Origin of the sequence: Streptomyces sp. NPDC048696 (assembly GCF_043198895.1) — a bacterium.
GTDB lineage: Bacteria > Actinomycetota > Actinomycetes > Streptomycetales > Streptomycetaceae > Streptomyces.
In genome coordinates, this window is sequence record NZ_JBICVJ010000004.1 from 452,484 (window position 1) to 479,396 (window position 26,913).

A 26,913-nucleotide genomic window follows, 5' to 3' on the forward strand; every position below is an offset into this window, starting at 1 on the left:
CTCTCCAAGAAAGGTGCGGACCGGCGTGGCCGACCGTCTCATCGTCCGTGGCGCGCGCGAGCACAATCTCAAGAACGTCTCGCTCGACCTCCCGCGCGACTCCCTCATCGTCTTCACCGGGCTCTCGGGGTCGGGCAAGTCGTCCCTCGCGTTCGACACGATCTTCGCCGAGGGGCAGCGCCGCTATGTCGAGTCGCTCTCCTCGTACGCCCGCCAGTTCCTCGGCCAGATGGACAAGCCGGACGTCGACTTCATCGAGGGTCTGTCGCCGGCCGTCTCCATCGACCAGAAGTCGACCTCGCGCAACCCGCGCTCGACGGTCGGCACGATCACCGAGGTCTACGACTACCTGCGGCTGCTCTTCGCGCGCATCGGCAAGCCGCACTGCCCCGAGTGCCGTCGGCCGATCACCCGCCAGTCGCCGCAGGCCATCGTCGACAAGGTGCTGGAGCTGCCCGAGGGCAGCCGCTTCCAGGTGCTCTCGCCGCTGGTGCGCGAGCGCAAGGGCGAGTTCGTCGACCTCTTCGCCGACCTCCAGACCAAGGGCTACAGCCGCGCGCGCGTGGACGGCGAGACGATCCAGCTCGCCGAGCCGCCCAAGCTGAAGAAGCAGGAGAAGCACACCATCGAGGTGGTCATCGACCGCCTCACGGTGAAGGACAGCGCCAAGCGCCGCCTCACCGACTCGGTGGAGACCGCGCTGGGGCTCTCCGGCGGCATGGTGGTGCTCGACTTCGTCGACCTCGCCGCCGACGACCCCGAGCGCGAGCGGATGTACTCGGAGCACCTGTACTGCCCGTACGACGACCTGTCCTTCGAGGAACTGGAGCCGCGCTCCTTCTCCTTCAACTCGCCCTTCGGCGCCTGCCCGGACTGCACGGGCATCGGCACGCGCATGGAGGTCGACCCCGAGCTGATCATCCCCGACGAGGAGAAGTCCCTCGACGAGGGCGCGGTCTCGCCGTGGTCGCTCGGCCACACCAAGGACTACTTCGCCCGCCTGGTCGGCGCGCTCGCCGACGAGCTCGGCTTCCGTACGGACATCCCCTGGGCCGGGCTGCCGCAGCGCGCCAAGAAGGCGCTGCTCTACGGCCACAAGACCCAGATCGAGGTGCGCTACCGCAACCGGTACGGACGCGAGCGCGCGTACACGACGTCGTTCGAGGGCGCGGTGCCGTTCGTCAAGCGGCGCCACTCGGAGGCGGAGTCCGACGGGGCGCGCGAGCGCTTCGAGGGCTATATGCGCGAGGTGCACTGTCCGACCTGTGAGGGCACGCGGCTGAAGCCGCTGGTCCTCGCGGTGACCGTGATGGACCGGTCCATCGCTGAGGTCTCCGCGATGTCGATCAGCGACTGCGCGGACTTCCTGGGCGAGCTCAAGCTCAACGCGCGCGACAAGAAGATCGCCGAGCGGGTGCTGAAGGAGGTCAACGAGCGGCTGCGCTTCCTCGTCGACGTCGGCCTGGACTACCTCTCGCTCAACCGCGCCGCCGGGACGCTCTCGGGCGGCGAGGCCCAGCGCATCCGGCTCGCCACGCAGATCGGCTCGGGCCTGGTCGGGGTGCTCTACGTCCTGGACGAGCCGTCGATCGGCCTGCACCAGCGCGACAACCACCGCCTGATCGAAACCCTGGTCCGGCTGCGGGACATGGGCAACACCCTGATCGTCGTCGAGCACGACGAGGACACCATCAAGGTGGCGGACTGGGTCGTCGACATCGGCCCCGGCGCCGGTGAGCACGGCGGCAAGGTCGTCCACAGCGGACCGTTGAAGCAGCTCCTGGCCAACAAGGAGTCGATGACGGGGCAGTACCTGGCGGGCAAGAAGTCCATCCCGCTGCCGGACGTACGCCGCCCCGCGGACCCGTCGCGCAAGCTCACCGTGCACGGCGCCAAGGAGAACAACCTCCAGGACATCGACGTCTCGTTCCCGCTCGGCGTACTGACCGCGGTCACCGGTGTCTCCGGCTCCGGAAAGTCGACCCTGGTCAACGACATCCTCTACACGCACCTGGCGCGCGAGCTGAACGGCGCGCGGACCGTGCCCGGGCGGCACACGCGCGTGGCGGGCGACGACCTCGTCGACAAGGTCGTCCACGTCGACCAGTCGCCGATCGGCCGTACGCCCCGGTCGAACCCGGCGACGTACACGGGTGTCTTCGACAACGTGCGGAAGCTGTTCGCGGAGACGATGGAGGCGAAGGTGCGGGGTTACCTCCCCGGCCGGTTCTCCTTCAACGTCAAGGGCGGCCGCTGCGAGAACTGCTCGGGCGACGGCACGATCAAGATCGAGATGAACTTCCTGCCGGACGTGTACGTGCCGTGCGAGGTCTGCCACGGGGCGCGCTACAACCGGGAGACGCTGGAGGTCCACTACAAGGGCAAGTCCATCTCCGAGGTCCTGGACATGCCGATCGAGGAGGCGCTGGAGTTCTTCGAGGCGGTGCCGACGATCGCCCGTCACCTGCGGACGCTGAACGAGGTGGGGCTGGGCTATGTCCGGCTCGGCCAGTCCGCCCCGACGCTGTCGGGCGGCGAGGCCCAGCGCGTGAAGCTGGCGTCGGAGCTGCAGAAGCGGTCGACCGGGCGGACGGTGTACGTGCTGGACGAGCCCACGACCGGGCTCCACTTCGAGGACATCTCGAAGCTGATCAAGGTCTTGTCGGGGCTTGTCGACAAGGGGAACTCGGTGATCGTCATCGAGCACAACCTCGATGTCATCAAGACGGCGGACTGGGTCGTGGACATGGGGCCCGAGGGCGGCAGCGGTGGTGGCCTGGTGATCGCCGAGGGCACGCCGGAGCAGGTGGCGTCCGTGCCGGCCAGCCATACCGGGAAGTTCCTGCGGGACATCCTGGGGGCGGACCGGATCAGCGACGCGGAGCCGGCTGCGCCGGCGGTGTCTCGGCGGGCGGTGAAGAAGGCGCCGGTGAAGAAGGCGACGGCGGCGGCGAAGGCGGCCCCGGCCAAGAAGACGGCGTCCCGGGCCCGGAAGGCCTGAGCCGCTCGGTCCTGGGGGTCCGCCCCCGGGGCTCCGCCCCAGGCCCGTGTTCGTCTGCGGGCCGGTCCGGTCAGTGTTGATCCCCCACCCCGCCCCTTCCCGAAACCCTGCCGGGGGCTGACGTTCGGCTGGCCGCCGGTGGGGGCTGGTCGCGCAGTTCCCCGCGCCCCTACAGATGGGCCCGAAGGGCCCATCTGTAGGGGCGCGGGGCTGTGACATTTGCGGCTCCGCCGCGTGGGCGCGAGCAACCCGGCACGATCCGCGCCCGAACACCCCGCTACCCACCCCCGGAGGGTTTAGGGAAGGGGCGGGGTGGGGGAGAGCTCCGTTGCGTGGGGCGGGTCCGCGCCCGCTCGTGTGCAGGTTAGGGCCGCCGCCCTCGCCGCGTACCGAAGGGCCTCGGCCCACTCCGCCGCGTCCAGCGGCCCCCGCCCCACCACGGCATGCAGCAGCGCCGCGTTCACCGTGTCGCCCGCCCCGATCGTGTCGACCACCTCGACCCGCTCGCCCGGCACGGAGACCTCCACCCCGGACCGGGTCCGTACCGTCAGCCCGGCCCCGCCCCGGGTCAGCACCACCGCCTCCGGCCCCGCCGCCAGCCACCCCGCCACGTCGCCGCCCAGCCACGCCGCGTCCTCCTCGGACAGTTTCAGCACGGAGACGTACGGCAGCCAGGAGCGGAAGCGGGCGCGGTAGGCGGCCGGGTCCGGGATCAGGCCCGGGCGGATGTTGGGGTCGAGCAGGGTGAACACGCCCCGCCCGGACTCCCGCCGCAGCAGCGCCTCGTACGCGCTCGCCCCCGGTTCCAGGATCAGCGAGCAGGTGCCGAACGACAACGCCCGTACAGCGGAAGGGAGTTCGGGCGGCAGGTCGAAGAGGCGGTCGGCGGTGTCGGACGCGTAGAAGCCGTACCCGGCGGCGCCGTCCGGGCCCACCGTCGCCACCGCCAGCGTCGTCGGCTCCGGGCCGCGCTGTACGAGGGAGGTGTCGACTCCGGCGGCGTGCAGGCCGTCGACGAGTGCTTCGCCGAAGCCGTCCGTCGACACCCGGGAGCAGAACGCGGCCCGGGCGCCGAGTCTGCCGAGGGCGACCGCCGTGTTGTACGGGCCGCCGCCGAGCCGGGGCGACAGCGGGCTCAGCCGGTCGCCGGGGCGCGTGGGGACCAGGTCGATCAGGGCTTCTCCGGCGACGACGATCACGCCGCGAACGTACACCCATCCGGAGGCGATCCGTCCAGCCCCGTTCCGCACCTTTCTCCGCTGCGACCGCCCGACCTGCGGGTATTACTCCCGGTCCCGCCCCGTACCCGCATCGCCCCGGCTCCCGCCCCCGGCCCCCGCGCCGGGCACGCGGTCGGCGCCGGTATCGTCGGACGGGTCACCTGACCCCCTTGACCTGTGGAGAAGCCATGTCCGGCCAGCCCGCCGACCGCCGCACCGTGCTGAAAGGCGCGGCCCTCGCCGGGGCCGCCGGGCTGGGAGTGGCCGCCTGTTCCACCGACTCCAAGCTCGGCCACGCCGAGACGCCGACCCCGACCGCGCCGGTCACGCTCGGCGCTCCCGACGAGATCCCCGTCGGCGGCGCCAAGCTCTACCGCGAGCAGCGCGTGATGGTCGCCTGCCCCGCCAAGGGCCAGTACAAGGCGTTCAGCGCGCAGTGCACGCACGCCGGCTGCCTCCTGGAGAAGATCGAGGACGGGCACGGCAACTGTCCCTGCCACGGCAGCCGCTTCAATGTGATGACCGGCGAGGCCGTCCACGGCCCGGCGACCGTGCCGCTGCCCGCCGTCCCGGTGAAGGTCAAGAACGGCCGGCTCGTCGCGGGCCCCGACGCCTGACCGGAAACCTCCTGACCGGAAACCTCCTGACCGGCACCGGCACCGGCACCCGCCGACCCCCGGCGCCTCACGCCCACCCCCAGTCGATCCCCAGGATCCCCGGCCGCACCCCCTGCTCCACCAGGTGCACCGTGCGGTGGCGGCCGCTGAGCGTGAGGTCGCCCCGGCCGGAGCGGGCCGAGCCCGCCGAGGTCTGGGTGAACCGGCGGCACCGCACCGGCAGCGCGTGCTCGTCGAAGCGGACCTGGAGCACGTACTGTCCGCCCGCGAAGCTGAAGCCGCGTACGTATTCGCTGCTCGGCCCGGCCGTGCCGTCCTCGAAGCCGTAGCCGAAGAGATAGGTCTCGCCGGCCCGCAGCCGGGCGTCGAAGAGCAGTTCGGCGATGAGGACGCCGGTCCCGGCGTCCCAACGCACCCGCCCGGTGCGGCAGTTCTCGGTGGCGTGCACCTCGACCCGGGACGGGTCGCAGCCGGGGTCGCCGTGGTGGATGGCCAGATAGCGGTCGACGCCGTCGCGGTGGGCGCGGACCACCTGCTGGGAGTCGCGCCCGAGCAGTTCCCGCGCCGCCCCGATGCGTACGCGCTCATGGTGGCCGACGGTGTGCAGTCCGCCGTCCACGGGCGACTCCAGGTCGGTGATCAGCCGTTCCACGACCCCGGACGCCTCGACGAGCGAGCGGTAGGAGCGGGCGGCGGGACGTTCCGCCTCGGCCCCGCGCTCGCCGTCGTCGAGCAGCCGCAACAGCGACCGTTCCGGCAGTCCCAGGACCTCCTCCAGGGCGCGCACCGCCCGCAGCGACTCGGCGCGCTGCGGCCGCCGTGCGCCCTGCTGCCAGTAACTCAGGCTGGTCACACCGACCTTGACCCCGCGCCCGGCCAGATGGTGCTGGACTCGCTGGAGCGGCAGTCCGCGTACGGAGAGGGCGGCGCGCAGTGCCAGGTGGAACGGGCCGGTGTGCAGCACCTGTGCCAGATCGGCATCGGTGTGGAGCATGGGGGAACTCCTCGGGACTGCTCGGAAGGGACTGCTCGGAAGGGACTGCTCGGAACGGTTCGGAACGGACTGATATACCGGGAGACGCCGGGACGCCGGGGCGGTCGCGATGACCTGGCCGCCGGGACGGCTTTCACCGTCGGGCCGCCGCTGGTGGCGCGGGCCGCACAGTGAACGTTCACGGCGAGGGGTGGTCACGGGGCCGCCGGAGGACCCGGGGGGCCTGGTGGGCCCGGAAGGGCCGTTCACATGCCGGCCGTTCCGTTCACACCCGCGTCTCACCTCGCATTGAAGCGCGTTGACCGGCCCACGACAACGTTCGATGCTCATCGAAAGCGTCCGGACGCGCTCCTCCATCCCCACACCCCCCGCTTCGGGAGGAACGCGATGCACAACCGCAAGAAACGGCTTTGCGCCCTCGCCCTCGTGGTGACGGCCCTGCTCGCCGCCCCCACGGCGACAGCCGTCGCATCCCCGCAGGAACACCGCACCGCCACAGCCGCCACCACCGCCGACACCCGCACCGCCGCCGACACGCCGTCCGCCACGGCCGGCACGTCCAAGCGCCTCGACATCACCATGCAGGCCCAGCAGAAGAACAACTGGTGCTGGGCCGCCAGCGGCGACACCATCGCCACCTGGTTCGGGCGGAACTACAGCCAGAACCAGTTCTGCAACGCCGCCTTCGGGCGCCAGCAGGGTTATGACTGCCCCAACTGGCAGGCGGACCTGGGCAATGTGCAGAACGCGCTCGACTGGGCCGGGATCAACTCCGGCTCTTATGTGAGCGGTTGGCTGCGCTACTCGACCGTACAGACCGAGATCAACGCCAACCGGCCGGTCGAGACCCGCATCCAGTGGTCCAGCGGCGGTGGTCACATGCATGTGGTCTACGGCTACGACACCGCAGACAACTGGGTGTACTGGGGCGACCCATGGCCCTCCAGCAACCGCTACAACTGGGCGTCGCACGACTGGTACGTCGACAACGACTCGTTCTCCTGGACCCACTCGCTCTACCGGATCGGGGCGTGACGACGATGAGCACGAGCATCCGGCGTATCGCCTGCGCGAGCGCCGCCGCGGCGGTCCTCGCGGGGCTCTCCGCCTCGTACGCGTCGGCCGCCGAGACCCCCTCGGCGTCCGCAGACTCCAAGGCCGCGGCCCACCGGGCGGCCACCGCCCCCGCGACCCTCGCCACGCTCTCCCGCTTCTTCGCCCGGGACGGCAAGGTGGCCCTGGCGGCCGTCGCCCCGCGCGTCCAGGGCGACGCGGTGCCCGTCTACACGCTCTCCCCGGAGTTCGTCGCCGGGAAGGCGGGCGCGCCGGTCGCGAAGCTGGAGTACCTGGCCTCCACCGCCGTCTCCTCCGACGGCCAGAAGGCGTCCCTGTGGACGGTGCCGCAGGGCACCACCTGGAAGGTGGTGAACATAGCCACCGGCGACGACGAGTCCCGCTATGCCGCGGCGGGCGCGAGCCGGCTGCCGGGTGGCACGGTGTTCCAGGAGCCGCAGATCAACGCCTGGTACGTGCAGAAGGGGGCGAGTGTGCTGCCGCTGGACGAGGACGCGGTGAAGGCCGTGGGCGCTCGGGGCACCACCCTGGCCGCCTATCAGAAGCGCGTCCACCTCGCCTACGGCGACAAACTGCCCGGCTCCGCGTACGCGAAGTCCGGCAAGGCCGGGGGGTACGGGCAGACGCCCGAGGAGGCGCGTGCGCAGGCCGCGGCGTCCGCCACGGGTGGGCACAGTGCGCTGACGGCCACCTCCGCGACGGTCGGCGGCGCGGGCGCGCTCGCGGCGCTCGGGCTCGGCGCTGTGGCACTGCGCCGCCGACGTGGGGCTCAGCGGGCGTAACCCGCTCCTCGGACTGCGTGACCGGCTGCGGTTCGTGCGTGGCTGGTCGCGCAGTTCCCCGCGCCCCTTGAAAGCCGCACTTCCTGCGGGATCCTGAAAGGCGGCAACTCCCCGCGCCCCTGCAAACGCGGCACCTCCCCCACGCCCCTGAAATGCGCACCTCCCCGCGCCCCTGAAAGGGGCATCTCCCCGCACCCCTCAAACGGCGCGCCCCCACCCCTCTGCTCCGTCCGCGTTGTCGGTGGGCGCCAGTAGGGTGGTGGGCATGGCAGACCCCTCCAGCTACCGCCCCAAGCCGGGACAGATCCCCGACTCGCCGGGGGTCTACAAGTTCCGGGACGAGCACCGCCGGGTGATCTACGTCGGCAAGGCCAAGTCCCTGCGCCAGCGGCTGGCGAACTACTTCCAGCCGCTCACCAGCCTGCACCCGCGCACGGCCACGATGGTGACCACGGCGGCCTCCGTGGAGTGGACGGTCGTCGCCACCGAGGTCGAGGCGCTTCAGCTCGAATATTCGTGGATCAAGGAGTTCGACCCCCGCTTCAACGTCAAGTACCGCGACGACAAGAGCTATCCGTACCTCGCGGTCACCCTCAACGAGGAGTACCCGAGGGTCCAGGTCATGCGCGGCGCCAAGAAGAAGGGCGTGCGCTACTTCGGGCCGTACGGACACGCGTGGGCGATCCGCGAGACCGTCGACCTGATGCTCCGGGTCTTTCCCGTACGGACCTGCTCCGCCGGGGTGTTCAAGCGTTCCGCCCAGATAGGCCGCCCCTGTCTGCTCGGCTACATCGGCAAGTGCGCGGCCCCGTGTGTCGGCCGGGTCACCCCCGAGGAGCACCGCGAACTGGCCGAGGACTTCTGCGACTTCATGGCCGGGCGCACCGGTACGTACATCCGCCGCCTGGAGAAGGAGATGACGGAGGCGGCCGACGAGATGGAGTACGAGCGCGCGGCGCGGCTGCGCGACGACATCGAGGCGCTGCGGCGGGCCCTGGAGAAGAACGCGATCGTCTTCAACGACGCCACCGACGCCGACCTGATCGCGGTCGCCGAGGACGAGCTGGAGGCGGCCGTGCAGATCTTCCATGTGCGCGGCGGACGCGTGCGCGGCCAGCGCGGCTGGGTCACCGACAAGGTCGAGGCCGTCGACACGGCGGGCCTGGTCGAGCACGCGCTCCAGCAGCTGTACGGGGAGGAGACCGGCGACTCCGTACCGAAGGAGGTGCTGGTCCCGGCGCTGCCCGAGGACGCCGAGTCGGTCGGCGCGTGGCTGGAGGCGCGGCGCGGGTCGCAGGTCTCGCTGCGCGTTCCGCAGCGCGGCGACAAGAAGGACCTGATGGCGACGGTCGCGCGCAACGCGCAGCAGGCGCTCGCCCTGCACAAGACCAAGCGTGCCTCCGACCTGACGACGCGCTCGCGCGCCCTGGAGGAGATCGCCGGGGCCCTGGAGCTGGACAGCGCGCCGCTGCGGATCGAGTGCTTCGACATCTCGCACCTCCAGGGCGAGGACGTGGTGGCGTCCATGGTCGTCTTCGAGGACGGCCTGGCCCGGAAGAGCGAGTACCGGCGCTTCCAGATCAAGGGCTTCGAGGGCCAGGACGACGTCCGGTCCATGCACGAGGTGATCACCCGCCGCTTCAAGCGCTATCTGGCCGAGAGCTCGCGCCTGGGGGAGTGGGCGGACGGCGACGAGGGGGCGGCCGCCGAGGCCGGACCGGCTCCTTCCGGCGAGGTCCCGGCGCCCGATGACGTTCCGGCGCCCGGCGAGGCCCCGGTGGAGGCCGGGCCCCGGACCGAGGACGGGCGGCCCAAGCGGTTCGCGTACCCGCCGCAGCTCGTCGTGGTCGACGGTGGCCAGCCGCAGGTGGCGGCCGCCAAGCGGGCCCTGGACGAGCTGGGCATAGACGATGTGGCCGTGTGCGGCCTGGCCAAGCGCCTGGAGGAGGTCTGGCTGCCCGGCGACGACGACCCGGTGGTGCTGCCCCGCTCCAGCGAGGGGCTGTATCTGCTCCAGCGTGTGCGTGACGAGGCTCACCGGTTCGCCATCACCTATCAGCGGGCCAAGCGGACGAAGCGGTTCAAGGCCGGCCCGCTGGACGCGGTGCCGGGCCTGGGCGAGTCCCGCAAACAGGCGCTGGTCAAGCATTTCGGCTCGGTGAAGAAGCTCCGGTCGGCGACAATCGAGCAGATCTGTGAAGTTCCCGGGATAGGCCGCAAGACGGCCGAGACCGTGGCCGCGGCCCTGGCGCAGGCAGCCCCGGCCGCACCCGCCGTGAACACGGCGACAGGAGAGATCATTGAAGAGGACGACGGGGGATCCGCGAAATGACTGAGCACGACCGAACAGACGAAGAAGCTGGAGCAGGACACGTGAGTACGGGCACGACGAACGACGCCGCCGAACCGGCCATCCCCGAGCTGGTGATCATCTCCGGGATGTCCGGCGCCGGGCGCAGCACCGCCGCCAAGTGCCTGGAGGACCTCGGCTGGTTCGTCGTCGACAACCTGCCGCCCGCGCTGATCCCCACCATGGTGGAGCTCGGCGCCCGGTCCCAGGGCAATGTGGCCCGTATCGCCGTCGTCGTCGACGTGCGCGGCCGCCGTTTCTTCGACAACCTCCGCGAGTCGCTGGCCGACCTGGACTCCAAGCAGGTCACCCGGCGGATCGTCTTCCTGGAGTCCTCCGACGACGCGCTGGTGCGCCGCTTCGAGTCGGTCCGCCGCCCGCACCCGCTCCAGGGCGACGGCCGGATCGTCGACGGCATCGCCGCCGAGCGCGATCTGCTGCGCGAGCTGCGCGGCGACGCCGACCTGGTGATCGACACCTCCAGCCTCAACGTCCACGAGCTGCGCGCCAAGATGGACGCCCAGTTCGCCGGGGACGAGGAGCCGGAGCTGCGCGCCACGGTGATGTCGTTCGGCTACAAGTACGGCCTCCCGGTCGACGCCGACCTGGTCGTCGACTGCCGCTTCCTGCCGAACCCGCACTGGGTGCCGGAGCTGCGCCCGTACACCGGACTCAACGAGGAGGTGTCGGGCTATGTCTTCAACCAGCCGGGCGCCAAGGAGTTCCTCAACCAGTACAGCGAGCTGCTCCAGCTGATCGCGACGGGCTACCGCCGCGAGGGCAAGCGGTACGTGACGATCGCCGTGGGCTGCACCGGCGGCAAGCACCGCTCGGTGGCCATGTCGGAGAAGCTCGCCGCCCGGCTCGCCTCCGAGGGGATCGAGACCGTCGTCGTCCACCGGGACATGGGGCGCGAGTGAAGGTGTACCGACGGCGCACGAGCGGACCGGTGCTGCGCACCGGCCGTAAGCGTGGCGCCCAGCCCAAGGTCGTCGCCCTCGGCGGCGGCATGGGTCTCTCCGCGTCGCTCGCGGCGCTGCGCCGGATCACCGGCGACCTGACCGCCGTCGTCACCGTGGCCGACGACGGCGGCTCCAGCGGCCGGCTCCGCGAGGAGCTGGGCGTGCTGCCCCCGGGCGATCTGCGCAAGGCGCTGGCGGCGCTCTGCGGCGACGACGACTGGGGACAGACCTGGGCCCGGGTCATCCAGCACCGCTTCCAGTCCAAGGGCGATCTGCACGAGCACGCGGTCGGCAATCTGCTGATCGTGGCCCTCTGGGAGCAGCTGGGCGACCACGTCCAGGCGCTCGACCTGGTCGGCAAGCTGCTCGGTGCGCACGGCCGGGTGCTGCCGATGTCGGCCGTCCCGCTGGAGCTGGAGGCGCTGGTCAGGGGGCACGACCCCGACCGGCCGACCGACGTGGACACGGTGCGCGGCCAGGCCACGGTGGCGCTCACCCCCGGCGAGGTGCAGTCCGTGCACCTCGTCCCGCACGACCCGCCCGCGGTCCCGGAGGCGGTGGAGGCCGTCCTGGACGCGGACTGGGTGGTGCTGGGCCCCGGCTCCTGGTTCTCCTCGGTGATCCCGCACCTGCTGGTGCCCGATCTGCTCGACGCGCTCACCGTGACCAAGGCCCGCAAGGTCCTCTCGCTGAACCTGGCGCCCCAGCCCGGTGAAACCGATGGCTTCTCTCCGCAGCGTCATTTGGAGGTTTTGGGACGACACGCCCCTAAACTCGCCCTGGACGTGGTGCTGGCCGACGAGGCCGCCGTGCCCGACCGCGAGTCCCTCGCCGACGCCGCCAAGCAGCTCGGTGCCGTGGTCGAGCTGGCGGCGGTCGCCGCCCTCGACGGGTCCCCCAAGCACGACCGGGAGCTGTTGGCCGCCGCGTACGACCGTATTTTTCGGATGCATGGAAGGATCGGCCCATGGCGATGACGGCAGCGGTGAAGGATGAGATCTCCCGGCTCCCCGTCACCCGGACCTGCTGCAGAAAGGCGGAGGTCTCGTCGATCCTGCGGTTCGCGGGCGGGCTGCACCTGGTCAGCGGCCGCATCGTGATCGAGGCGGAGCTGGACACCGCGATGGCGGCGCGCCGGCTCAAGCGGGACATCCTGGAGATCTTCGGGCACAGCTCCGAGCTGATCGTGATGGCTCCGGGCGGGCTGCGCCGCGGTTCGCGCTTCGTCGTACGGGTGGTGGCCGGGGGCGACCAGCTGGCGCGCCAGACCGGGCTCGTGGACGGCCGCGGCCGCCCCATCCGGGGGCTGCCGCCGCAGGTGGTCTCGGGGGCCACCTGTGACGCCGAGGCGGCCTGGCGCGGGGCCTTCCTCGCCCATGGCTCGCTCACCGAGCCGGGCCGCTCGTCCTCCCTGGAGGTGACCTGCCCGGGCCCGGAGGCCGCGCTCGCGTTGGTCGGCGCGGCCCGTCGGCTCCAGATCGCCGCCAAGGCGCGTGAGGTGCGCGGCGTGGATCGCGTGGTCGTGCGCGACGGCGACGCGATCGGCGCCCTGCTGACCCGGCTGGGCGCGCACGAGTCGGTGCTGGCCTGGGAGGAGCGGCGGATGCGCCGCGAGGTCCGGGCCACCGCGAACCGGCTGGCCAACTTCGACGACGCGAATCTGCGCCGCTCGGCGCGGGCCGCCGTCGCCGCCGGGGCCCGGGTGCAGCGCGCCCTGGAGATCCTGGGCGAGGAGGTGCCGGAGCACCTCGCGGCCGCCGGTCGGCTGCGCATGGAGCACAAGCAGGCCTCCTTGGAGGAGCTGGGCGCGCTCGCCGACCCGCCGCTGACCAAGGACGCGGTCGCGGGCCGGATCCGCCGGCTGCTCGCGATGGCGGACAAGCGGGCCCAGGACCTCGGCATCCCCGGCACCGAGTCCAACCTCACCGAGGAGATGGCGGACGGCCTGGTCGGCTGAGGGGACGGGACGGCCCGGTCGGCCGACCGGGCGATTCTCCCGCCCCGGCGCGCGTCGCCTCACGCTCGCGCCTCCCGCGTACGCCTAGAGTCCAACTCGCCGTGAACGGCGCCCACTTGTGTGGGCGCCGGTTCCGGTCCGCACCCTTCCCGACGTATTGACATGATCATGAAGTGTCATGAGCCTGGCGTCTGTCACTTTCGTGGCACACAACAGCAAGGGGGGCCAATGAGACGCAGAGCGAGAGCGATCCTCGCCGCGGCTTCACTGCTCACGGCCGGTCTGGCGGCGGCACCCGCCGCCCAGGCGGGGTCGAGCGGCAGTGGCGGCGAAGGACTCTCCGTCTGGCACGCCAACGTCAACCAGTCGCAGCTGCCGCTGCTGCTCCGCCAGGGCGCGGACGGCCAGGAGCTGACCGCGCAGGTACCCGCCAAGGGATCCGCCACCGTCGAGCTGTACCTCACCAAGCAGCAGGCCGGCGCGCTCAAGAAGCAGGGCGTCGACATCACCGAGCACACCCTGTCGGCCGCGACCCAGAAGCGCGTGAAGGCCCAGGGCGACGGGGTCTTCCGCCCCTACAGCGGGGACAACGGCCTGGAGAAGGAGATCGTCAACACCGGGATCGCCCACCCGGACCTCACCAAGGTCGAGTCGATCGGCAAGACGGTCCGGGGCCAGGACATCCTCGCTCTCAAGCTCACCAAGGGCGCGAACAAGTCAAAGGACGGCTCCAAGCACTCCGTGCTGTACCTGTCGAACCAGCACGCGCGGGAGTGGATCACCCCGGAGATGACCCGGCGGCTGATGCACTACTACCTCGACAACTATGGCAAGGACCCCCGGGTCACCAAGATCGTGGACTCCACCGAGCTGTGGTTCGTCCTCTCCGCCAACCCGGACGGCTACGACTACACCTTCACCGGCACCCAGCAGCGGCTGTGGCGCAAGAACCTGCGCGACAACAACGGCGACGGGAAGATCACCCCCGGCGACGGCGTCGACCCCAACCGCAACTTCCCGTACAAATGGGGCTACGACAACGAGGGTTCGTCCCCCGACCCGGCCGACGAGACCTACCGCGGCCCGTCCGCGGGCTCCGAGCCGGAGACCAAGGCGCTGGACTCGCTCGAGAAGCGGATCGGCTTCAACTTCGCGATCAACTACCACTCGGCGGCCGAGCTGCTGCTGTACGGCGTGGGCTGGCAGGTGGCCACCCCGACCCCGGACGACGTCCTGTACAAGGCGCTCGCCGGTACGCCCGACAAGCCGGCGATCCCCGGCTACCGCTCCCAGCTCTCCTCCGAGCTGTACACGACCAACGGCGAGGCCGACGGCCACGCGGCGAACGTCAACGGCATCCACATGTTCACCCCGGAGATGTCGACCTGCCAGACCGCCTCGGCGATCGACCCCAACGACCGGTGGAACCCGGCCGACTGCCAGTCGGTCTTCAACTTCCCGGACGACGAGAAGCTGATCCAGCAGGAGTTCACCAAGAACCTCCCGTTCGCGCTGGCCGTCGCCGACACCGCGCGCACCCCCGACCAGCCGGTCTCCCCGGTCGGCATCGAGGCGCCCGACTTCACCCCGGACACCTTCACCACCTCGTACGCCCGTGGTGAGGACCAGGAAGTCGCCGTCACCGCGCGCAAGTCGGTGCGGCACAAGACCCTCAACTACCGCATCGACGGCGGCCGTACGCAGACCGAGGACCTCTCGCCCTGGAAGGGCGGCGACGTCTACGGCGGCGACGACAACATCGCCTTCGACCAGTACCGGGCCACGATCGAGGGCGCGGACGTCGGATCCAAGGTCGAGGTCTGGTACACCGGCCGCACCCGGGCCGGCAAGCCGACCGCCAGCACGCCGTTCACGTACACGGTCGCCGACCGGGCCAAGGGCGACACGCTGGTGCTCGCCGAGGAGGGCGGCACCGCGCCCGCCAAGCACGTCGCCGACTACACCAAGGCGCTCGCCGACAACGGCCGCAAGTCCGCGGTCTGGGACGTGGCGACCCAGGGCACACCGAGCGCGCTCGGCGTCCTCGGCCACTTCAAGACGGTCGTCTGGTACACCGGCGCCGACCGGCCCACCGCGGCGGTCACCGTCGCCGTGCGCGACTTCCTCAACGAGGGCGGCAAGCTCGTCAACGCCGGTGAGAAGGCCGGTGGCAGCGTCGACCTCGGCGGCGCCGACTCCAACGACTTCGCCCAGTACTACCTCGGCGCCTACAGCCGCGTCGGCCTCAAGTCCCCGCCCGCCTTCGAGGGCACCGGCGCGCTCGCGGGCGCGAAGGCCGCTCTCGGCAACGCGGCGGACAACCCGCTGGATCTGGCCGGGGCGTACACGATCACCTCGGACACCCTCAAGCCCGACCAGTTCCCGCAGTTCAAGAGCGCGGCCGCGGGCGGCTACCCGGGGATCCGCACTCCGTTCGAGCCGGCCGTGGGCGACTGGTTCGCGGCGGCCAAGCACAAGGACAACGCGTACATGCGGCTGGCCCGGACCGTCGACCTGAGCGGCACGACGGCGTCCCAGCGGCCGAGCCTGCAGTTCCAGCTCAGCTATGACACCGAGCCGGGCTTCGACAACGTGATCATCGAGGCGCACACGGTCGGCCAGCAGGACTGGACGACCCTGCCGGACACCAACGGCGGCACCAGCCAGAAGGTGCCCACCCAGTGCGAGCAGGGGTACTACGTCCAGACCCACCCGTTCCTCGCGCACTATCTGACCGTCGGCGCCAGTGCCTGCACGGCGAGTGGCACCTCCGGCGCCTGGAACCGGTTCACCGGCTCCTCCAACGGCTGGCAGCCGGTCTCGGTCGACCTCGGCGCGTATGCCGGCAAGCAGGTCGAGCTCTCCGTCTCGTATGTGTCGGACCCGGGCACCGGCGGTCTCGGCGCCTTCGTCGACGACACCAAGCTCGTCATCGGTGGCACCGCACAGGGCGCCGAGGGCTTCGAGACGTCGCTCGGCGCGTGGAGCGTGCCCGGACCGCCGGCCGGCAGCCCCGGCAACGTCGGCGACTGGGCCCGCTCGCAGGCGCTGTTCCACGCCCAGGCGGCCGTCACCACCCATGACACCGTGCTGCTGGGCTTCGGTCTGGAGCACATCCCGTCGGCCGCCGACCGCAAGAACGTGATCGCCAAGGCGCTCCGCGCACTGCGGGACTGATGCGACTGCGGGACTGACGCGCCGGGGGACCGACCCCCTCCGTGTCAAGACCCACCGGCCGACCGGCACCGACGGTCACGCTCGGTAGTGGGGGCGTAAGTCCCCCCGATGGCCCGTACCCGTTGGTAGGTACGGGCCGTCGGTCATATACGGGTGACCGCCCCGCTGCGCCGAATGCGCTCGATGTCACTCCTCGGCTCGGGGAGAGGTAGGGTCGTAAGCGGTCGGGGACATCCCAAATAAAAACTCGCCGGCGTGCGAACCCGGCGTACCACGAGGAGATCGGTTCGTGACGATCCGCGTAGGCATCAACGGCTTCGGCCGCATCGGGCGCAACTACTTCCGCGCGCTGCTGGAGCAGGGTGCTGACATCGAGATCGTGGCTGTCAACGACCTCGGTGACACCGCGACCACTGCACACCTCCTGAAGTACGACACCATCCTGGGTCGTCTCAAGGCCGAGGTGACCCACACCGCCGACACCATCACGGTCGACGGCCACACCATCAAGGTGCTCTCCGAGCGCAACCCGGCGGACATCCCCTGGGGTCAGCTGGGCGTCGACATCGTCATCGAGTCGACCGGCATCTTCACCAAGAAGGCCGACGCCGAGAAGCACATCGCCGGTGGCGCCAAGAAGGTCCTCATCTCGGCTCCGGCCAAGGACGAGGACATCACCATCGTGATGGGCGTCAACCAGGACAAGTACGACGCGGCTAACCACCACGTCATCTCCAACGCCTCCTGCACCACCAACTGTGTGGCGCCGATGGCCAAGGTTCTGGACGAGAACTTCGGCATCGTCAAGGGCCTGATGACGACGGTCCACGCGTACACGAACGACCAGCGCATCCTGGACTTCCCGCACTCGGACCTGCGTCGCGCCCGCGCCGCCGCCGAGAACATCATCCCGACCACGACCGGTGCCGCCAAGGCCACCGCCCTGGTCCTGCCGAAGCTCAAGGGCAAGCTCGACGGCATCGCGATGCGCGTCCCGGTCCCGACCGGCTCGGCCACCGACCTGGTCGTGGAGCTGGAGCGCGAGGTCACCAAGGACGAGGTCAACGCCGCGTTCAAGAAGGCCGCCGAGGGCGAGCTCCAGGGCATCCTGGAGTACACCGAGGACCCGATCGTCTCCTCCGACATCGTCAGCGAGCCGGCGTCCTGCACGTTCGACTCCTCCCTGACCATGGTCCAGGAAGGCAAGTCGGTCAAGATCCTCGGTTGGTACGACAACGAGTGGGGCTACTCGAACCGCCTCGTCGACCTCACCGTCTTCGTCGGCGGCCAGCTCTAAGTCTGATAAGTCTCAGGGCAGGCATCTCGATGTGAGCACAGGGCTCGGGCAGCGCAACGATGCGCCGCACGAGCCCTGTGGCTTGCCTCGTCCCTTTCCAAGGAGTCGCAGAAACATATGAAGACGATCGACGAACTTCTCGCCGAAGGCGTCTCGGGCAAGCGGGTCTTCGTCCGCGCCGATCTGAACGTGCCGCTCTCGGGCAGCACCATCACCGACGACGGCCGTATCCGCGCCGTCCTGCCGACCGTCGCGAAGCTCGCCGAGGCCGGCGCGCGCGTCGTCGTCGCCTCGCACCTGGGCCGCCCCAAGGGCGCGCCGGACCCGGCCTTCTCGCTCGCCCCGGCCGCCGCACGGCTGGGCGAACTGCTGGGCGCGGACGTCGCGTTCGCCACCGACACGGTGGGCGCCTCCGCCAAGGAGACCGTCGCCGCTCTTGCCGACGGCCAGGTCGCGGTGATCGAGAACCTGCGCTTCAACGCGGGCGAGACCAGCAAGGACGACGCCGAGCGCGGCGCCTTCGCCGACCAGCTCGCCGCTCTCGCCGACCTCTACGTGGGCGACGGCTTCGGCGCGGTGCACCGCAAGCACGCCTCGGTCTTCGACCTGCCCGCGCGCCTGCCGCACGCGGCCGGCTTCCTCATCGCCACCGAGGTCGGCGTCCTGAAGAAGCTCTCGGACGACGTCAAGCGCCCGTACGTGGTCGTCCTCGGCGGCGCCAAGGTCTCCGACAAGCTCGCCGTGATCGACCAGCTGCTCGGCAAGGCCGACCGCATCCTGATCGGCGGCGGCATGGCGTACACCTTCCTCAAGGCCAAGGGGTACGAGGTCGGCATCTCCCTCCTCCAGGAGGACCAGATCCCGGTCGTCACCGAGTACATGGAGCGCGCCGAGAAGAACGGCGTGGAGCTCGTGCTCCCGCTCGACATCCTGGCCTCGGCCGACTTCCCGGACCTGAAGACCAAGGCCCCGGCCGACTTCGTGACCGTCGACGCGGACAAGATCCCCGCCGACAAGGAGGGTCTGGACATCGGTCCCAAGACCCGTGAGCTGTACGCGGAGAAGATCGCCGACGCCGAGACCGTGTTCTGGAACGGTCCGGTCGGTGTCTTCGAACACCCCGACTACGCGGGCGGCACCTCGGCGATCGCCCGGGCGCTGCTCAACTGCGACGGCTTCACCGTCGTGGGCGGCGGCGACTCGGCCGCCGCCGTGCGCACGCTCGGCTTCGACGAGAACGCCTTCGGTCACATCTCGACCGGCGGCGGCGCGAGCCTCGAATACCTTGAGGGCAAGACGCTTCCCGGCCTTGCCGCACTGGAGGACTGAACACCGTGACCACGCGTACCCCGCTGATGGCCGGCAACTGGAAGATGAACCTCAACCACCTTGAGGCCATCGCGCACGTCCAGAAGCTCGCCTTCGCCCTCGCCGACAAGGACTACGACGCCGTCGAGGTCGCGGTCCTGCCGCCCTTCGTGGACCTGCGGTCGGTCCAGACCCTGGTCGACGGCGACAAGCTCAAGATCAAGTACGGCGCCCAGGACATCTCGGCGCAGGACTCCGGTGCGTACACCGGTGAGATCTCGGGCCCGATGCTGGCCAAGCTGAAGTGCACCTATGTGGCCGTCGGCCACTCCGAGCGCCGTCAGTACCACGCCGAGAGCGACGAGCTCTGCAACGCCAAGGTGAAGGCCGCGTTCAAGCACGGCCTGACCCCGATCCTGTGCGTCGGCGAGGGTCTGGACATCCGCAAGGCCGGTGACCAGGTCTCCTACACGCTGAACCAGCTGGACGGCGGCCTCAAGGACGTCCCGGCCGAGCAGGCCGAGTCCATCGTCATCGCGTACGAGCCCGTCTGGGCCATCGGTACGGGTGAGGTCGCGACCCCCGAGGACGCCCAGGAGGTGTGCGGCGCGATCCGAGGCCGTCTCGCCGAGCTGTACTCCCCGGAGCTGGCCGAAAAGGTCCGTATCCAGTACGGCGGCTCGGTCAAGGCCTCGAACGTGGCCGCGATCATGGCGCAGCCGGACGTCGACGGCGCCCTGGTGGGCGGCGCCGCACTGGACGCCGACGAGTTCGTCAAGATCGTCCGCTTCCGCGACCAGTGAGTATGCGGTAGCGCGGATCCGTCGTACCCTTGCGGGGGTCGGGCTCGGGATTATGGAATACGTCCCCCCGGCCCCCGTCGACATTCAGTCCTAGGAAGTTGGTCCAGCCGTGATTGTCGGGTTCTCGATTGCCCTGATCGTCTTCAGCCTGCTGCTGATGCTGCTGGTGCTGATGCACAAGGGAAAGGGCGGCGGCCTCTCCGACATGTTCGGTGGCGGAATGCAGTCGTCCGTCGGCGGTTCCTCGGTCGCCGAGCGCAACCTGGACCGGATCACCGTTGTGGTCGGTCTGTGCTGGTTCGCGAGCATTGTCGTACTTGGTCTGCTGATGAAGCTGGACAACTGACTGTCGTCTTCCGCGTTCACGGGTGGGGTGTAACTACAATCACTGGACGCGCGTTGGGCCTTACGTAGACTGGGGCATCTTCGAGCACCATCACGCAGGGAGTTACGACCGTGGCAAGTGGCAACGCGATCCGGGGAAGCCGGGTCGGAGCGGGGCCGATGGGGGAGGCCGAGCGCGGCGAGTCCGCGCCGCGTCTCCGCATCTCCTTCTGGTGCTCGAACGGGCACGAGACGCAGCCGAGCTTCGCCAGTGACGCACAGGTTCCGGAGACGTGGGACTGCCCGCGCTGCGGCTTCCCGGCCGGACAGGACCGGGACAACCCGCCGGACCCGCCGCGCACCGAGCCGTACAAGACCCACCTCGCGTATGTGCGGGAGCGGCGCAGCGACGCGGACGGCGAGGCGATCCTCGCGGAGGCGCTCGCGAAGCTCCGCGGCGAGATCTGACAACGAAGGGCCCGGCAGACGAACTCGGTTCGCCTGCCGGGCCCTTCGGTCAATGCGCCGCGTCCGGTGTCCGGTGCGCGCCGTCCGTCCGCCCTGTCCGCCCACTCCGCCTTCGCCGAGGGCGCTGCCCGAGGGCATTGTCAGTGGCTCCCCCTACCGTGTGAATCAGTCGTTCACGAGGGGGAGTTGCGGCAGCGGTCGAGGTGGTCGAGGGTGCGGTGGCCCAGGTGCCCGCCTGGCGCGGCGGGTTCGGGCGGCTGTGGACCGCCGCCGTGGTCTCGCGGTTCGGGGACTCGCTGCGCGGCGCCGCGCTGCCGCTGCTCGCGGCGTCGCTGACCAGCGATCCGATGCTGATCGCGCTGGTCACGGCGTGCGGCTTTCTGCCCTGGCTGCTGTTCGGGCTGCTCGGCGGCGCGATCGCGGACCGGGTGGACCAGCGCCGGGCCATGTGGGCGGTCGATCTGGTGCGGGGCGCGCTCGTGGCGGCCTTCGCGGTGGCCGTGGCGCTCGGGCACGCCTCGATAGCGCTGCTCATCGCGCTGGCCTTCGCGCTCACCTCGTTGCAGACGCTCTTCGACAACGCGGCCACCGCCCTGCTGCCCGCGCTCGTCCCGCAGCCCGCGCTCGGCAGGGCCAACGCCCGGCTGATGACCGGCCAGCAGATAGCCGGCGGCTTCCTCGCCGCCCCGCTGGTGCCGCTGCTGCTCGTGGCGGGCACCGCTGTGCCGTACGCGGCCGACGCGGCCAGCTATGTGCTCGCGGCCGCCCTGGTCGCCTCGCTGCGGGCGGCGGCGCCCGAACGGCCCGCCCGCGCACCCGGCTCCACCCTGCGCGGCGAGATAGCCGAGGGGCTGCGCACCCTGTGGGCCGACCGGGCCCTGCGCGCCCTCTGCGTCGCCACCACCCTCTGCAACATCGGCATGGGCGCGCTCATCGCCACCCTGGTCCTGCACATCACCGGCTGGCTGCACTCGGGCCACGGCGGCTACGCGGCGGCGATCACCGGGTACGGGGCGGGCAGTGTGGCGGGCGGTCTGCTCACCCAGCGCCTCGCCCGGCGCCTGGGCCGGATGAGGAGCGTGCTGCTGGCCGGCGCGGTCCAGACGGGGTGCCTGGCGGCCATGGGGTCGGTGCGCGAACTGTGGGTATCGATCGCCGCGATGGCGGTGTTCGGTCTGATGGGAATGGTGTGGAACGTCAACCAGGTGACGCTGATGCAGGAGCGCAGTCCGGAGGCGATGCTGGGACGGACCAGCGCCGCCTTCCGCACGCTCGCCGTCGCGGGGGCGCCGCTGGGCGCCGTCGCGGGCGGCGCGGCGGCCTCCTCCTGGGGGCTCAACACACCCGCCCTGCTGGCGTCCGGCTTGTTCCTGGCCGCCGTGGGCGCTCTGATTCCTGCCCTTACGTCCTGATCAATTAGGTTGGACGGGCAGCGGGGCAGGCACGCGAGTATTGAGAGAAGTGGGCTGATGTCCGAGAAGAACAACGAAGGCCGCAGCAGGCTCAACCAGATGCCCGAGTGGATCGCACTGGGCAAGCACCGCGAGCAGTTGGGCGACACCCATCTGCGCGAACTGTTCAGTGCCGACCCCGGCCGGGGCACCGGCTACACCCTGCGGGTCGGCGACCTGTATCTCGACTACTCCAAGCACCTGGTCACCGACGAGACCCTGACGCTGCTGCGCGAGCTGGCCGCGGCCGCCGACGTGGCCGGGCTGCGGGACGCCATGTTCCGCGGCGAGAAGATCAACACCACCGAGGACCGCGCGGTGCTGCACACCGCGCTGCGCGCCCCGCGCGAGTCGGTCGTCGAGGTCGACGGCGAGAACGTGGTGCCGGGTGTGCACGCGGTCCTGGACAAGATGGCGGCCTTCGCCGACCGCGTCCGCTCCGGCGAGTGGACCGGTCACACCGGCAAGCGCATCAAGAACGTCGTCAACATCGGCATCGGCGGCTCCGACCTGGGTCCCGCGATGGCGTACGAGGCGCTGCGCTCGTTCACCGACCGGGGGCTGACGGTCCGTTTCGTCTCCAACGTGGACGGCGCCGACCTCCACGAGGCCGTCCGCGACCTGGACCCGGCCGAGACGCTGTTCATCATCGCGTCCAAGACCTTCACCACCATCGAGACCATCACCAACGCCACCTCGGCGCGCGGCTGGCTGCTCACCGGGCTGAGCGCTGGTCAGGAAGCCGTCGCCAAGCACTTCGTGGCCCTGTCGACCAACTCCGAGAAGGTCGCGGACTTCGGCATCGACACGGCCAACATGTTCGAGTTCTGGGACTGGGTCGGCGGCCGCTACTCCTACGACTCGGCGATCGGCCTGTCGCTGATGATCGCCATCGGCCCGGACCGGTTCCGCGAGATGCTGGACGGCTTCCACCTGGTCGACGAGCACTTCCGCACCGCGCCCGCCGAACAGAACGTGCCGCTGCTGCTGGGTCTGCTCGGCGTCTGGTACGGCAACTTCTGGGACGCCCAGTCGCACGCGGTGCTGCCCTACAGCCACTACCTGTCGAAGTTCACCGCCTACCTCCAGCAGCTCGACATGGAGTCCAACGGCAAGTCCGTGGACCGCGACGGCAACGCGGTGGACTGGCAGACCGGCCCGGTCGTCTGGGGCACCCCGGGCACCAACGGGCAGCACGCCTACTACCAGTTGATCCACCAGGGCACCAAGCTGATCCCCGCCGACTTCATCGGCTTCGCCGAGCCGGTCGCCGAGCTGGAGCAGGGTCTGGTGGCCCAGCACGACCTGCTGATGGCCAACTTCTTCGCCCAGACCCAGGCGCTGGCCTTCGGCAAGACGCCGGACGAGGTGCGGGCCGAGGGCGTGCCCGAGGAGCTGGTGGCGCACAAGACGTTCCGGGGCAACCACCCGACGACCACGATCCTGGCGAAGGAGCTGACTCCGTCGGTCCTGGGCCAGCTGATCGCGCTGTACGAGCACAAGGTGTTCGTCCAGGGCGCCATCTGGAACATCGACTCGTTCGACCAGTGGGGCGTCGAGCTCGGCAAGGTGCTCGCCAAGCGCGTCGAGCCCGCGCTGACCGAGGGCGCGGACGTGCCGGGGCTCGACGAGTCCAGCAAGGCCCTGGTCGCCGAGTACCGCTCGCTGCGCGGCCGTTGACGGCCTGACGCACGACGGGCCCGGTCCACCAGGAGGTGGACCGGGCCCGTGTGTTTCGCGGTGACGCCGGTGTCAGGGCGACGCCGGCGGGTACAGCGCGCGCGGCAGCTGGGACGCGGCCGCCGAGTCGAGCAGCCACAGGGTGCGGCCGCGTCCGTACGCGCCCGCCGCCGGGGCCTGGATCTCGCCCGCGCCCGACAGGGCGATGGCGGCGGCCTGGGCCTTGTCCGCGCCCGCCGCGAGCAGCCACACCTCGCGGGCCGCGCGGATCGCCGGAAGCGTCAGCGAGATCCGGACCGGCGGCGGCTTGGGCGCGCCGTGCACCCCGACCACCGTCCGCTCGGTCTCGCGCACCGCGGGCAACTCCGGGAAGAGCGACGCCACATGGGTGTCCGGGCCGACGCCCAGCATGAGCACGTCGAACGTCGGCACGTCGCCGTGGTCCTCGGGACCGGCCGCTGCGGCCAGCTCCTCGGCGTAGGCCGCCGCGGCGGCCTCGACATCACTGCCGTACGCGCCGTTCGACGCGGGCATCGCGTGGACCCGCTTCGGGTCGACCGGCACCGCGTCGAGCAGGGCCGCGCGGGCCTGCGTGACATTGCGCTCCGGATCGCCCTCGGGCAGGAACCGCTCGTCGCCCCACCACAGATCGAGCCGCGACCAGTCGATCGCGTCCCGGGCCGGCGAGGAGGCGAGCGCCGCCAGCAGCCCGTTGCCGTTGCGGCCGCCGGTGAGGACCACCGACGCCGAGCCGCGGGCGGCCTGGGCGTCCACGATCTTCGTGATCAGCCGGGCCGCCGCGGCCTGCGCCATCAGCTCCTTGTCACGGTGGACGACGAGCTGAGGGGTACTCACTTCGCCGCCGCCTTCTTGGCCGGAGCCTTCTTCGCGGCGGGCTTGGCGTCCGAGGCCGAGGACGCATCCGACGAGCCCGAGGCCGAGTCCGACGACGAACCGGACACGTCCGCCGAGGCGGCCGACCCGTTCGACGCCTGTCCCGACGACAGCCGCTCCACGCCGAACTTCAGCGCGGACGCGTAGGTGTCGTCCGGGTCGAGGCGCCGCAGCTCCTCGGCGATCAGCTCGGCCGTCTCGCGCCGCTTCAGCGCCACCGCGCGGTCCGGCTGGCCCTGCATCGAGAGCGTGGCCAGCGAGCCGTCGGCGCGGTCGAGGACGATCGGGCCGCAGTCCGTCTCCATGCGTACGGCGGTCAGACCCGGGCCCGACGACAGCGAGCGCTGCACCGGCACGTCGAGCCGGTCCGCGAGCCACATGGCGAGCAGCTCGCAGCTCGGGTTGAACTCCTCGCCCTCCACCTCGACCGAGGTCACCTTGCACGACACCTGGTCCAGGGCCGCGGCCAGCATCGAGCGCCAGGGCGTGATGCGGGTCCAGGCCAGGTCGGTGTCGCCCGGGGTGTAGGTCTCGGCGCGGGCGGTCAGCTCGTGGATGGGCTGCTCGGCCGCGTAGGTGTCGGTGACCCGGCGCTGGGCCAGGGCGCCCAGCGGGTCGTTGGCCGGGTCGATCGGCGCGCTGACCGGCCACCAGACGACGACGGGCGCGTCCGGCAGCAGCAGCGGCAGCACCACCGACTGGGCGTGGTCGACGACCTCGCCGTACAGCCGCAGGACGACCGTCTCGCCGGTGCCCGCGTCCGCGCCGACCCGCACCTCGGCGTCCAGGCGCGACTGGGTGCGGTCGCGGGGCGAGCGCGAGACACGCTTGATGACGACGAGCGTGCGCGAGGGGTGCTCGCGCGAGGCGTCGCTCGCCGCGCGCAGCGCGTCGTAGGCGTTCTCCTCGTCGGTGACGATGACCAGGGTCAGCACCATGCCCACGGCCGGCGTGCCGATGGCACGGCGGCCCTGGACCAGCGCCTTGTTGATCTTGCTGGCCGTGGTGTCCGTAAGGTCGATCTTCATGGCCGGCGCCAGCTCCGTCCGTCTCGTGCGAGCATTTCGTCCGCTTCGACCGGGCCCCAGGTCCCCGACGGGTACTGCGCGGGCTTGCCGTTCTTGTCCCAGTACTCCTCGATCGGGTCGAGGATCTTCCAGGACAGCTCGACCTCCTCCACCCTCGGGAAGAGGTTGGAGTCGCCGAGCAGGACGTCGAGGATGAGCCGCTCGTACGCCTCGGGGCTGGACTCGGTGAACGACTCGCCGTAGGCGAAGTCCATCGAGACGTCCCGGACCTCCATCGAGGTGCCGGGCACCTTGGAGCCGAAGCGCACGGTCACGCCCTCGTCCGGCTGGACCCGGATGACCAGGGCGTTCTGGCCGAGCTCCTCCGTCGCCGTGTGGTCGAAGGGGGAGTGCGGGGCGCGCTGGAAGACCACCGCGATCTCGGTGACGCGGCGGCCCAGACGCTTGCCGGTGCGCAGGTAGAACGGGACGCCCGCCCAGCGGCGGTTGTCGATCTCCAGCTTCACGGCGGCGTAGGTGTCGGTCTTCGACTTGGGGTCGATGCCGTCTTCCTGGAGGTAGCCGACGGCCTTCTCGCCACCCTGCCACCCGGCCGCGTACTGGCCGCGCACGGTGTTGGCGCCCAGGTCCTTGGGCAGCCGTACCGCGCCCAGGACCTTGGTCTTCTCGGCCGCCAGCGCGTCCGCGTCGAAGGAGGCGGGCTCCTCCATCGCGGTCAGCGCGAGCAGCTGGAGGAGGTGGTTCTGGATGACGTCACGGGCGGCGCCGATGCCGTCGTAGTAGCCGGCGCGGCCGCCGATGCCGATGTCCTCGGCCATGGTGATCTGGACGTGGTCGACGTACGACCGGTTCCAGAGCGGCTCGAACATGGTGTTGGCGAACCGGAGCGCCAGGATGTTCTGGACGGTCTCCTTGCCGAGGTAGTGGTCGATCCGGAAGACCTCGTCCGGCGGGAAGACCTCGTGGACGACCTGGTTGAGCTCCTTGGCGGAGACCAGGTCGTGGCCGAAGGGCTTCTCGATGACCGCGCGGCGCCAGGCGCCGTTCTTCTGGTCGGCGAGCCCGTGCTTCTTGAGCTGCTGGACGACCTGGGGGAAGAACTTCGGCGGCACCGAGAGGTAGAAGGCGAAGTTGCCGCCGGTGCCCTGCGCCTTGTCGAGCTCGGCGATCGTCGACTTCAGCTGCTCGAAGGCGTTGTCGTCGTCGAAGTCGCCCTGGACGAAACGCATGCCCTGGATGAGCTGCTGCCAGACCTCCTCGCGGAAGGGGGTGCGCGCGTGCGCCTTGACGGCGTCGTGCACCTCCTGCGCGAAGTCCTCGTCCTGCCACTCGCGGCGGGCGAAACCGATCAGGGAAAAGCCCGGCGGAAGCAGACCTCGGTTGGCGAGGTCATAGACGGCGGGCATCAACTTTTTACGGGACAAATCGCCCGTGACGCCAAAGATCACCAGGCCCGACGGCCCCGCGATACGCGGGAGCCGTCGGTCTGCGGCGTCACGAAGCGGATTCGCTTCGCGAATCACAGT

The 26,913-nt window shown here is 70.7% G+C and carries 21 protein-coding genes; 16 read left to right on the plus strand and 5 right to left on the minus strand.

All coding sequences use genetic code 11. The features are described from left to right. Positions 1–25 precede the first annotated feature (25 nt). Positions 26–3,001: an excinuclease ABC subunit UvrA gene (gene uvrA / locus ACGFRG_RS11185; RefSeq protein ID WP_361430210.1), complete on the plus strand. Its 2,976-nt coding sequence runs from the start codon at positions 26–28 to the stop codon at positions 2,999–3,001. Between the two features lie 296 nt (positions 3,002–3,297). Here uvrA and ACGFRG_RS11190 read toward each other — a convergent pair whose 3' ends face one another. Next, on the minus strand, positions 3,298–4,200 hold the full coding sequence (locus tag ACGFRG_RS11190) for a carbohydrate kinase (RefSeq protein WP_361429014.1): 903 nt from the start codon (positions 4,198–4,200) through the stop codon (positions 3,298–3,300). A gap of 209 nt (positions 4,201–4,409) precedes the next feature. On the opposite strand from ACGFRG_RS11190, the gene ACGFRG_RS11195 reads away from it, so the two are divergent. Beyond that, positions 4,410–4,838, plus strand: a complete 429-nt coding sequence (locus ACGFRG_RS11195; protein WP_361429016.1) for a Rieske (2Fe-2S) protein — start codon at positions 4,410–4,412, stop codon at positions 4,836–4,838. 67 nt (positions 4,839–4,905) lie between these two features. Here the strand turns inward: ACGFRG_RS11195 and ACGFRG_RS11200 are convergent, their stop codons facing one another. After that, entirely contained in the window at positions 4,906–5,832 is a 927-nt protein-coding gene (locus ACGFRG_RS11200; RefSeq protein ID WP_393263203.1) for a hypothetical protein, read from the minus strand. 387 nt (positions 5,833–6,219) lie between these two features. Between ACGFRG_RS11200 and ACGFRG_RS11205 the strand changes: the two genes are divergently transcribed. From ACGFRG_RS11205 to pgi, 14 genes are all read left to right on the plus strand, one after another. Continuing rightward, the gene (locus ACGFRG_RS11205) at positions 6,220–6,867 is read left to right on the plus strand and encodes a papain-like cysteine protease family protein (RefSeq protein WP_393263205.1); all 648 of its coding nucleotides are present in this window, start codon (positions 6,220–6,222) and stop codon (positions 6,865–6,867) included. A 5-nt stretch (positions 6,868–6,872) separates the two neighbouring features. Beyond that, positions 6,873–7,688: a hypothetical protein gene (locus ACGFRG_RS11210; RefSeq protein ID WP_393263207.1), complete on the plus strand. Its 816-nt coding sequence runs from the start codon at positions 6,873–6,875 to the stop codon at positions 7,686–7,688. A gap of 265 nt (positions 7,689–7,953) precedes the next feature. Further along, a complete protein-coding gene (uvrC, locus tag ACGFRG_RS11215; RefSeq protein WP_393263209.1) occupies positions 7,954–10,020 on the plus strand; it encodes an excinuclease ABC subunit UvrC in 2,067 nt (688 codons plus the stop codon). Continuing rightward, positions 10,017–10,958 carry an RNase adapter RapZ gene (gene rapZ, locus ACGFRG_RS11220; protein WP_361429025.1) on the plus strand — a complete coding sequence of 314 codons (942 nt, stop codon included), beginning with the start codon at positions 10,017–10,019 and terminating at the stop codon, positions 10,956–10,958. The genes uvrC and rapZ overlap by 4 nt, the downstream gene beginning before the upstream one ends. Then, positions 10,955–11,977, plus strand: coding sequence for a uridine diphosphate-N-acetylglucosamine-binding protein YvcK (gene yvcK, locus ACGFRG_RS11225; RefSeq protein ID WP_361429027.1), 1,023 nt, complete (start codon positions 10,955–10,957; stop codon positions 11,975–11,977). Before rapZ ends, yvcK begins: the two co-directional genes overlap by 4 nt. Continuing rightward, positions 11,968–12,957: a DNA-binding protein WhiA gene (whiA, locus tag ACGFRG_RS11230; RefSeq protein ID WP_101387789.1), complete on the plus strand. Its 990-nt coding sequence runs from the start codon at positions 11,968–11,970 to the stop codon at positions 12,955–12,957. The genes yvcK and whiA overlap by 10 nt, the downstream gene beginning before the upstream one ends. Positions 12,958–13,185: 228 nt before the next feature. Next, positions 13,186–16,134, plus strand: a complete 2,949-nt coding sequence (locus ACGFRG_RS11235) for a M14 family zinc carboxypeptidase (RefSeq protein ID WP_393263211.1) — start codon at positions 13,186–13,188, stop codon at positions 16,132–16,134. 289 nt (positions 16,135–16,423) lie between these two features. Beyond that, positions 16,424–17,431: a type I glyceraldehyde-3-phosphate dehydrogenase gene (gene gap / locus ACGFRG_RS11240; RefSeq protein ID WP_361429031.1), complete on the plus strand. Its 1,008-nt coding sequence runs from the start codon at positions 16,424–16,426 to the stop codon at positions 17,429–17,431. A 117-nt stretch (positions 17,432–17,548) separates the two neighbouring features. Then, positions 17,549–18,760: a phosphoglycerate kinase gene (locus ACGFRG_RS11245; protein ID WP_393263213.1), complete on the plus strand. Its 1,212-nt coding sequence runs from the start codon at positions 17,549–17,551 to the stop codon at positions 18,758–18,760. A 5-nt stretch (positions 18,761–18,765) separates the two neighbouring features. Then, a complete protein-coding gene (gene tpiA, locus ACGFRG_RS11250) occupies positions 18,766–19,542 on the plus strand; it encodes a triose-phosphate isomerase (RefSeq protein ID WP_361429035.1) in 777 nt (258 codons plus the stop codon). A 109-nt stretch (positions 19,543–19,651) separates the two neighbouring features. Then, complete coding sequence (secG, locus tag ACGFRG_RS11255; protein WP_344074269.1) at positions 19,652–19,888, plus strand: preprotein translocase subunit SecG; 237 nt, start codon at positions 19,652–19,654, stop codon at positions 19,886–19,888. Between the two features lie 110 nt (positions 19,889–19,998). Continuing rightward, positions 19,999–20,334, plus strand: a complete 336-nt coding sequence (locus ACGFRG_RS11260; RefSeq protein ID WP_003976875.1) for an RNA polymerase-binding protein RbpA — start codon at positions 19,999–20,001, stop codon at positions 20,332–20,334. Positions 20,335–20,552: 218 nt separating this feature from the next. Then, entirely contained in the window at positions 20,553–21,746 is a 1,194-nt protein-coding gene (locus tag ACGFRG_RS11265; RefSeq protein WP_393263215.1) for an MFS transporter, read from the plus strand. A gap of 57 nt (positions 21,747–21,803) precedes the next feature. Further along, positions 21,804–23,465: a glucose-6-phosphate isomerase gene (gene pgi, locus ACGFRG_RS11270; RefSeq protein WP_361429039.1), complete on the plus strand. Its 1,662-nt coding sequence runs from the start codon at positions 21,804–21,806 to the stop codon at positions 23,463–23,465. A gap of 72 nt (positions 23,466–23,537) precedes the next feature. On the opposite strand, the gene pgl is transcribed toward pgi, so the two are convergent. Genes pgl through zwf form a run of 3 tightly spaced genes read right to left on the minus strand, consistent with a single transcriptional unit; the run spans position 23,538 to position 26,907 of the window. Further along, the gene (gene pgl / locus ACGFRG_RS11275; RefSeq protein ID WP_361429041.1) at positions 23,538–24,320 is read right to left on the minus strand and encodes a 6-phosphogluconolactonase; all 783 of its coding nucleotides are present in this window, start codon (positions 24,318–24,320) and stop codon (positions 23,538–23,540) included. Further along, positions 24,317–25,387: a glucose-6-phosphate dehydrogenase assembly protein OpcA gene (gene opcA / locus ACGFRG_RS11280; RefSeq protein WP_393263218.1), complete on the minus strand. Its 1,071-nt coding sequence runs from the start codon at positions 25,385–25,387 to the stop codon at positions 24,317–24,319. Before opcA ends, pgl begins: the two co-directional genes overlap by 4 nt. Beyond that, complete coding sequence (gene zwf, locus ACGFRG_RS11285) at positions 25,384–26,907, minus strand: glucose-6-phosphate dehydrogenase (protein WP_361429171.1); 1,524 nt, start codon at positions 26,905–26,907, stop codon at positions 25,384–25,386. The genes opcA and zwf overlap by 4 nt, the downstream gene beginning before the upstream one ends. Positions 26,908–26,913: the final 6 nt, after the last annotated feature.

Bases quoted from the DNA above. Each gene is read 5' to 3' on its own strand.
- ACGFRG_RS11200 (WP_393263203.1), bottom strand. From the start codon at position 5,832: ATGCTCCACACCGATGCCGATCTGGCACAGGTGCTGCACACCGGCCCG.
- ACGFRG_RS11195 (WP_361429016.1), top strand. From the start codon at position 4,410: ATGTCCGGCCAGCCCGCCGACCGCCGCACCGTGCTGAAAGGCGCGGCC.
- whiA (WP_101387789.1), top strand. From the start codon at position 11,968: ATGGCGATGACGGCAGCGGTGAAGGATGAGATCTCCCGGCTCCCCGTC.
- opcA (WP_393263218.1), bottom strand. From the start codon at position 25,387: ATGAAGATCGACCTTACGGACACCACGGCCAGCAAGATCAACAAGGCG.
- pgi (WP_361429039.1), top strand. From the start codon at position 21,804: ATGTCCGAGAAGAACAACGAAGGCCGCAGCAGGCTCAACCAGATGCCC.
- ACGFRG_RS11210 (WP_393263207.1), top strand. From the start codon at position 6,873: ATGAGCACGAGCATCCGGCGTATCGCCTGCGCGAGCGCCGCCGCGGCG.
- uvrC (WP_393263209.1), top strand. From the start codon at position 7,954: ATGGCAGACCCCTCCAGCTACCGCCCCAAGCCGGGACAGATCCCCGAC.
- ACGFRG_RS11205 (WP_393263205.1), top strand. From the start codon at position 6,220: ATGCACAACCGCAAGAAACGGCTTTGCGCCCTCGCCCTCGTGGTGACG.
- ACGFRG_RS11235 (WP_393263211.1), top strand. From the start codon at position 13,186: ATGAGACGCAGAGCGAGAGCGATCCTCGCCGCGGCTTCACTGCTCACG.
- ACGFRG_RS11245 (WP_393263213.1), top strand. From the start codon at position 17,549: ATGAAGACGATCGACGAACTTCTCGCCGAAGGCGTCTCGGGCAAGCGG.
- rapZ (WP_361429025.1), top strand. From the start codon at position 10,017: ATGACTGAGCACGACCGAACAGACGAAGAAGCTGGAGCAGGACACGTG.